The organism is Sodaliphilus sp. (genome assembly GCF_045598405.1).
Lineage (GTDB): Bacteria > Bacteroidota > Bacteroidia > Bacteroidales > Muribaculaceae > Sodaliphilus > Sodaliphilus limicaballi.
The window spans coordinates 1-7,216 of the sequence record NZ_JAZLLZ010000050.1 but is presented as its reverse complement, the minus strand read 5'-3'; the positions used below and the strand labels follow the sequence as shown (position 1 = coordinate 7,216).

Here is a 7,216-nt window from a genome sequence, read left to right as displayed (position 1 = left end):
TACCCATTACCACAGGTTCCCGCCCTGTATGGTGGTCGGTGTGGCTCACAGGCTCACAGGTCGGTGTTGATGCTGACAGGAAACTGGCGGGTGTTACTCTCTCTCATGGAGCCACACCCCACAGGTGTTATAATATGCTTTCAAGTGCATTTTGTTTCGCTTTGTCCGTGGCTCTTACATATCTTTCAACCATTTGTAAATTGCTATGTCCTAATAAGTCCGCAACTACTTTGATATTTGCGCCTTTGGTTAATAGATTTGTGCCGTAACTATGGCGGGCGCAATGCCATGTTATGTGTTTATCAATTCCCGCCCTATTTACCCACCTTTGCACATCTTTGTTACAAGCGGTTGAACTTGGTAAATTAAATATCCTTTCGTGCTTTTTGCCTGTCCCTATTAGTGGCAGTATCTTTTCATCAAACTTTGCACCATAGGACAAAACACACTCCCCGCCTGTCTTGGCTTGCCTAAATGTGATTGTCTTGCGTGAATAGTCCACACTCGCAAACGTGATTGTTGAAACATCGCAAAAGCGCAAGCCACTGAAACAACTAAATAAAAAGGCTCGTTTCACTACATCACTACCGCAAGCGGTTACCGCAAGTTGTTCTATTTCGTCAGCGGTCAAAATATCCTTTTTCATTTGCAGTTGGTCGGACTTGATTGTTACACCCTTACAGGGGTTTTTTATTATCATATCGTGGTCAATGCAATAGTTTATAAATTTCTTAAATCTCGCATAGTAAGTGTGTGCGCCCTCTCCCGTGTGATTGTCTTGCAAGTATTCAACGAAAGATATTATAAAGTCTTTGGTTAATGCTTGAATAGGAAATTTATTGACAAATTGCGGTGCATAGTCTTGCAAGAAATTGCACAGGTTATTATATACTGCAACCATTACCCGCTTATCTCCTTTTTTGTAGTTGTCAATGTACTTTGAAAACTCGCTTATAAAATCAACCCTTTGCGGTTTTGTGATTGTAATGTTATAGTCAAGTGTTATTAGTTGTTGTTGACGGTCATGCCTTATTTGCTCGGCTTGTAATAACACTTGGCGATTTTGCTCACGTTCAAAAGGTGTGCGGGGGTTGGTTATAAGGTTTAGACCATGCAATGTTTCTTTGCGAATTATTTGCTTACCTGTGCGAGTATCACGACCGAAATAAAATTTTAACCTTAATGCGGTTGTTCCGTCTGCTTTCGCTTTCGGCTCTAATTTTGGGTTATCCCCTTTTTTGTTGTTAATCTTGATTGCCATGTTTTTATTTGTTTTGATTTCTCTGCAAAGATAGTAAAAAAAATAACACGGGGGTCACACGGGGGTCACAAAAAAGCAGATTATTTTATATTTTCTGCAAACCACTGCAAACCATTAACAAATTATCTCGTTGTATTTCAATACTTTCTATATTGATTAAAAAGGGGTTAAAATGCGGGTTGTGTACCCGGCGAGAGTACATGAAAAAATCCATAAGCATCCTGTTTTGCTTATGGATTTCTCTTCTATAACCGATAACCTATAACCTGTCAAATTGATCAAGTTAGCAACTTAGCGAAAGTTAAAAACCTAACTTAATTGTTTAGACTCATTATGGGGTGATATTCGATATCTCTTGTTTCTACTATGCTTCCAGAGGCATCAAGCTTTTTTCTCCAGTTGCCATACTCGTCGATGTCGGTATAGGTGAAGGTGTTTTTTCTTGAAAGCCTCCACCCGTCGGCTTCATCGACATCACCTAGGTAGTATTCATAGACTGTCTCGGTCAGTGGCCAGTTGTTGGCATCAAAGTTGGAGTAGGTGCATCGGTCTCCCGCACCGTCTCCCCCTGACTCATATTTAACCAGCTTGCCACCTCTCACCTCGTAGGATTCGCCCCACGAGTCGTAGGTTCCATTCATGACTAGCCCCAGTTCGTTGCCATTGTGCGATATCTTATACCCGTGGGTCTCGTGATTGTCGCCCATCTCATATTTAATCAATCGCCCAGTCTCGTTGAATGTGCACTTAGTGAAACATTGTCCCGAATAGCTTGTCATTGTCATTACGCAACCGTGAAGCAAAAATGCCGAGAGGTCGATGGTGGAGAGGTTGCGGGCTTCGTCGCGCTTCTTGGCATCAAGTGCGAATTGCATGTCATCGGCTTGTTTGTGCAGGCGGGCATTAATCTTGTCTTCAAGGAAGGGATAGGTTGTCATTGCCTTAACCAGCTTGACCGTGCTTAATGCCGAGTTGAAATATTGGGTTGCTGTGTTGTTGTCCGTTGCAACACCCAGCCCATCTTGATAGATGACGCCCATCTTGAAGAGGGCATAGGCAGTTTCTTCCTGGTTGTGGGGGAAATCCAAGACTTTTTTGTACCAGCTCATTGCCGTTTTATAGTCATGGTTAACGCCTTGGCCTTCTAGATAAGCATCGGCTAGCATCAAGCGCGAGCTTGACTCGTTGGAACTATTTGCCGCCACGGCGCACCACTTCACGGAAGTTTTAAAATCCCTCTTGTCATAGTAGAAACGAGCCAAGTAATCCATGTCAATCAGCTCGGTGGGGTTGTGGGCATAATAAGCACTAAAACCTAGAGAGATTACTGTTACTAAGGTTGATATGCCCAACAGAATCTTAAAGATTGTGCGCATTGACTTGACTGCGGCGAGCAGTGCTACAATTATCATTGTAATCACACATACCGTGGTAGAGGTAATATAATACCCTTCGGCCTTGCCACTAGGCAAGTCGGCAAAGGCAAGATGCAAGCCATAAATGTCTAAAAGGCACCAGCCGCATCCCAGCATCACCGCAATAAAAATTAATGCCACGGAATAGTCACTGGATGCGTTGCTATAGGTTTCGACATTAAATTCGTTTTGTTCTTCAACAGTCGGTTCGTTTTGGGGCTCTTCTTCAGGGACAACGGGTTCTTCCTGATAGGGCTTCGGCGCGTGATTGTGCAGTTCGCTCAGCTCACCACCGCAATGCACACAAGTAAAAGCCTTGTCCGATACTTTACCTCCACAATAGGGACATGGAACGATAGCCATAGTATTACCAATCAATTAGTGCTCCGCCCACCAGTCCTCCCAGGAAGCCGCTAATGGCTGCTGTGGTCTGGTCAGGTTGGTTGTTAATAATTACTTGTTGAGGCACCTGCGGAATAATGCGAGGATAAGCACAACCGCAGTATTCACAAGCGGTCCCCGCTCCTATGGGTGCACCGCAACTTGGACAATTAGACGACGTGGTGGTTTGTGTTGCAGGTGTGCTCACGGCTTGCGCTGCAGGAATGCCCACAGGCCGTGCTACAGGCACAGCTGCGGGGTGTGCTGCTTGTGTGGGATTACCGCACTCTGGGCAAGTGGGTTTGCTGCTATCATAGGGACAGCCACATTCGGGACATGAAATCTGCATAGTTAATTTATTTTACTGACACTATTCGCCGCAACAAGAAGCACGCACTGCAACAAGAATATAATTATTGCAATCACATAGCAAAGGCTATTGAATCCTTCTTGAGGCACAAATAATAATGTTATAAACTGAATTAGGGTGAGAAGAGGAAACAATACATTCAATGAAATGCGGAACGCATCTTTCATGTTCACGCTAGATACCAGCATCAACATAGCGACCCCCGCTCCCAGGGCAAGTGACGACATCAATGCCGCACGCCACAAGTAGGCTGTGATGATGTAACCAAAAAGCAGGTTGGCTGCGATTGCTAGTATTCCTAAAATTAATACTACTTGTTTCATCGTGTTTACGTTTTATAGGGTTGGTGGTAGAGGTGGAGGGCAATTAAGTGCGCTTGCAAACTCTGGCTGCGACGCAATCTTTTCCCATCCAGCCATTCCTGCTCGCCAAATTAGGTTGTCGCCATTGATTTGGTTATTCTGGAGCAGAGAGACCATGGCATTAAAGTCCATGGGGCCATTCTGCTGGCCATTAATTGCGACAAAATACTGGTAGTTATTCCCCGGCAGAGGAGGTGGAGGTGCTACTGGTGCAGGATTGGTGTTGAGGTGTTGTGCCATGTGCCCCATCTGTGCCCCGGCACTCATGCCAGCGCCCAATCCTAGACCAGCCCCCATCATGGCACCTGCTGCGCCTGCATTGCTGGCGGCAGAGTCCATCACGTCGAAGCTGCGCTCCATCTGGTAAACATCGCGACCAGTTATCTTGAGTCGAGCCGCAAGGTCCTTGGCTTCCTTGAGCTTTATGAAACTCGGGTCATCCTCCTTGGGGGTTATTGACATGATGTCAAACTCGGTGAGGTGCAGGCCATATTGCGCAAATCGCTCGTTTATCTTCTCGCAGCAGTATTCTGATATGTCACTGATGTGCGAGTTGATTTTCAGGATGGAAATGTTGTCACGCACCAGTTTGTCGCTGATGATATTAGTGAGCAATGACATCACGCGTCCCTTGAAATATTGCTGGATGGTTGCTGTCGACAGGCTTGCTTGGTTACCCACCAGAGTCTCTAGGAACTGACGAGGTTCCTCTATGCGGAAAGCATACTGGCCGTAGCTGCGCACAGGGACAATGATTTCATATTTGGGATCTTCTAACTGCAATGGTGTTGCTGTTCCCCACTTGGTTGCCATGATGGCTGTCATGTTGACAAACCACACCTCGGCTTTGAAAGGACTTTCACTGCCAAAAGGCAAGTTAATCAATTTGTTTAGCAGCGGTATGTTGTTGGTGGTCAGCGTAACCGTGCCGCTCTCAAACTGGTCAAAGATTTTTCCACCTTTCACGAAGAATGCCGTCTGGCCTGGATATACTACAAGTTGCGTGCCCAGTCGCAGGTCGTCACTCGGAAATTTTTTCACTAGTATGCCATTGTTCATTTGAACGCTGACAACATCTATCAGTGCCATAATAATATCTAGTTGATTAATAATAATTTAATAAATAATAGTTTCGCTCAAGCAATTCCTTAGCCTCCTCGTTGCCTTGTGAGGCAGCCTTCCTGAGATATTTCTTTGCTTTAGTATAGTTGATCTCGCCAGCAGTGCCATTAAGATAGATTTTGCCCAATCTGGTTGTAGCAATAATATCGCCTTGTTCGGCAGCCATCTGATAGTATTTAACTGCATCCTGCATCGTGCCATAGCCGTCTACACAACAACTTGCCCACAATGATTGTCCCAACACAAACCCTAACTCGGCACTGCAACGAGCATGATATGCACCGCGGTCTATGTTTTTCTCAACTCCGTGGCCAAAGATGTAACATTGGGCGAGGATGTATTCGGTTTTACCGTCATAATTTCCTTTTTGGGCATATTTGAATGCTTTGTTATAGTCTGGCTCAATATTATCAGTGCCACTGAAATAGAGGCTTGCCAAAGCACTGTTTGCACGGACGTCTCGATGCTCAGCACTTTCGGTCAATAGTTCAATGCCCTTATTTACATCTTTCTCAACGCCTACGCCGGCATAGTAGCATGAGCCGAGGACGCATATTCCGCGATAATTCTGGGCATCAGCACTCTTCTTGATCAGCTTGAGACCTTCCTCGACTTGGTTTTTGTGAATCAGTTCATACCCCTTGTCGACATAGCCCCAACTGCTGTTCAGTTCCACTGATTTATCAAGATAATCGGCAGCTTTCTTTTCGTCTTTCACAACGCCAATTCCACCCATGTAGCAATTATAAAGGCCCCAGCATCCATCACCATCGCCTTGGGAGGCCGACTTTTGAAACAAATCAAAGATATACTTGCCTCGTTCTTCCTCCGTCATAGCTAGAGAGTCGGTTTCGGAATAATGTCCACCAAGCAATAGAGTGATATACCCTAGCCAGAATTGCCCCTGCGAGTCGCCCATGTCGGCACATTTCTTAAACTTGTTTTTTGCCATGACGTCATTATTGTTGTAAAAGGCGTTCTTGCCCATCTCCAACTCATGAGGAATATCGGTGGAGCAACTTGCTAAAACTAATGCGCTGAACAACACAGCAAGCAGGCTGGTGAATTTATATCTGTTTTTCATAATCTTATTACTTTAGTATAAAGCCAAGGTAAACCATGATCATTAACATAGAAACGACGATATTAACTCCAAAGATATTGCGACCCCATTTGTCCCAAGACTCTTGCTTTGATACATATTCTTCAAATGTACTTGCTTTGCTCTTTTCCCAAGCCCAACGATTCCCCTTGAATCCAAAAACAAAGCCTGCAACCAGTACAAATACACCAAATAAAAAACATGCTACGAGTGTGATAAGAGCATGTATAAGCAGGCCATTACATAGTGCCCAGATCCAACTAAAGGTAAAAGGCCCCCAGTGAAACTTGTCGAGCCATTCTTCTTGCTCGGGAGTCAATGCTGGGCGCGGCGGTGCGGCATTATAAACAGGCTGCACATAGCCAGAAGCTGGAGCATAAGGGTATTGCGGGATCTGAGGTGCTTGTTGCTGTAAGGGTAAACCGCATTTTGGGCATGAAGTTGCTTGGTTAGAAATGGTGTTGCCACACTCGGGACATTGTAGTAGTGCCATCTTTGTAAAATAATGTAAATGCCCTTAGAAGCCTCGGTCGGGCGATAAGTATTTGAGTTACATACCACTAAAAACGCAAAAACGTAGGCTCCCATCTCCACTTGTCTGCTGTTTAGGCCCTGAGATTGCCTCGTGTGTAAACAAGTAGAGTGACTGCCTACGCTAGGTATGAAACTAGTACACCAGAAAAGTGTGCTTTGAGGATACAATATACCCTCACATGCACACTCCAGTATACTTATATGCATACTTGTAGCATTCACATCCGACATTGTTCTTGACACACAATTTGAGTTTCTCAGGTTCAAACAGCCCAGAACAAAGCGTTAATGACGCTTTTACAGAATTTAGAATCTTGTCAAGTCGTGATTATTTGTCAAATCACGTGACATAGACTATTATGTTGCAAAGATACACATTTTTCAGGAAAGGCACACAAGAAAGCGGGATTTTTTTTGCTTGACAAAAAATATTTCGTGAACAGCATGTCTCCGTTTGCAATTTCTCCCTCAGAGGTTTTCCATTTTGTCTAAATTAACTCAACTTTAGCATATGGAACCATTTGAGTCTCACCAATTTGCTCCGATTAGCGTCCTGCTGGACGCATTTTTGCGGTTTACCTATACCCCCACCGCCACTACGTTCGGCGGTGGGGGTTATTTAGATATTGTCCTACTGGACAATAAATTAGCATCATTTATTATAAAAGC

General features: G+C 44.6%; 7 protein-coding genes. All 7 read right to left on the bottom strand.

The genetic code is table 11. From position 1 onward, the window contains the following. Positions 1-127: 127 nt before the first annotated feature. On the bottom strand, positions 128-1,261 hold the full coding sequence (locus tag ACKI3C_RS04610) for a tyrosine-type recombinase/integrase (protein ID WP_407402525.1): 1,134 nt from the start codon (positions 1,259-1,261) through the stop codon (positions 128-130). 314 nt (positions 1,262-1,575) lie between these two features. Next, positions 1,576-3,039, bottom strand: coding sequence for a hypothetical protein (locus ACKI3C_RS04605; protein WP_407402523.1), 1,464 nt, complete (start codon positions 3,037-3,039; stop codon positions 1,576-1,578). A gap of 4 nt (positions 3,040-3,043) precedes the next feature. Beyond that, positions 3,044-3,406: a hypothetical protein gene (locus ACKI3C_RS04600; RefSeq protein ID WP_407402521.1), complete on the bottom strand. Its 363-nt coding sequence runs from the start codon at positions 3,404-3,406 to the stop codon at positions 3,044-3,046. A gap of 2 nt (positions 3,407-3,408) precedes the next feature. Further along, the gene (locus ACKI3C_RS04595) at positions 3,409-3,750 is read right to left on the bottom strand and encodes a hypothetical protein (protein ID WP_407402519.1); all 342 of its coding nucleotides are present in this window, start codon (positions 3,748-3,750) and stop codon (positions 3,409-3,411) included. A 12-nt stretch (positions 3,751-3,762) separates the two neighbouring features. Continuing rightward, positions 3,763-4,878: an SPFH domain-containing protein gene (locus tag ACKI3C_RS04590; RefSeq protein WP_407402517.1), complete on the bottom strand. Its 1,116-nt coding sequence runs from the start codon at positions 4,876-4,878 to the stop codon at positions 3,763-3,765. A 16-nt stretch (positions 4,879-4,894) separates the two neighbouring features. Next, the gene (locus ACKI3C_RS04585; RefSeq protein ID WP_407402515.1) at positions 4,895-5,995 is read right to left on the bottom strand and encodes a tetratricopeptide repeat protein; all 1,101 of its coding nucleotides are present in this window, start codon (positions 5,993-5,995) and stop codon (positions 4,895-4,897) included. Between the two features lie 7 nt (positions 5,996-6,002). After that, the gene (locus tag ACKI3C_RS04580) at positions 6,003-6,506 is read right to left on the bottom strand and encodes a zinc ribbon domain-containing protein (RefSeq protein WP_407402513.1); all 504 of its coding nucleotides are present in this window, start codon (positions 6,504-6,506) and stop codon (positions 6,003-6,005) included. Between the last annotated feature and the right edge of the window lie 710 nt (positions 6,507-7,216).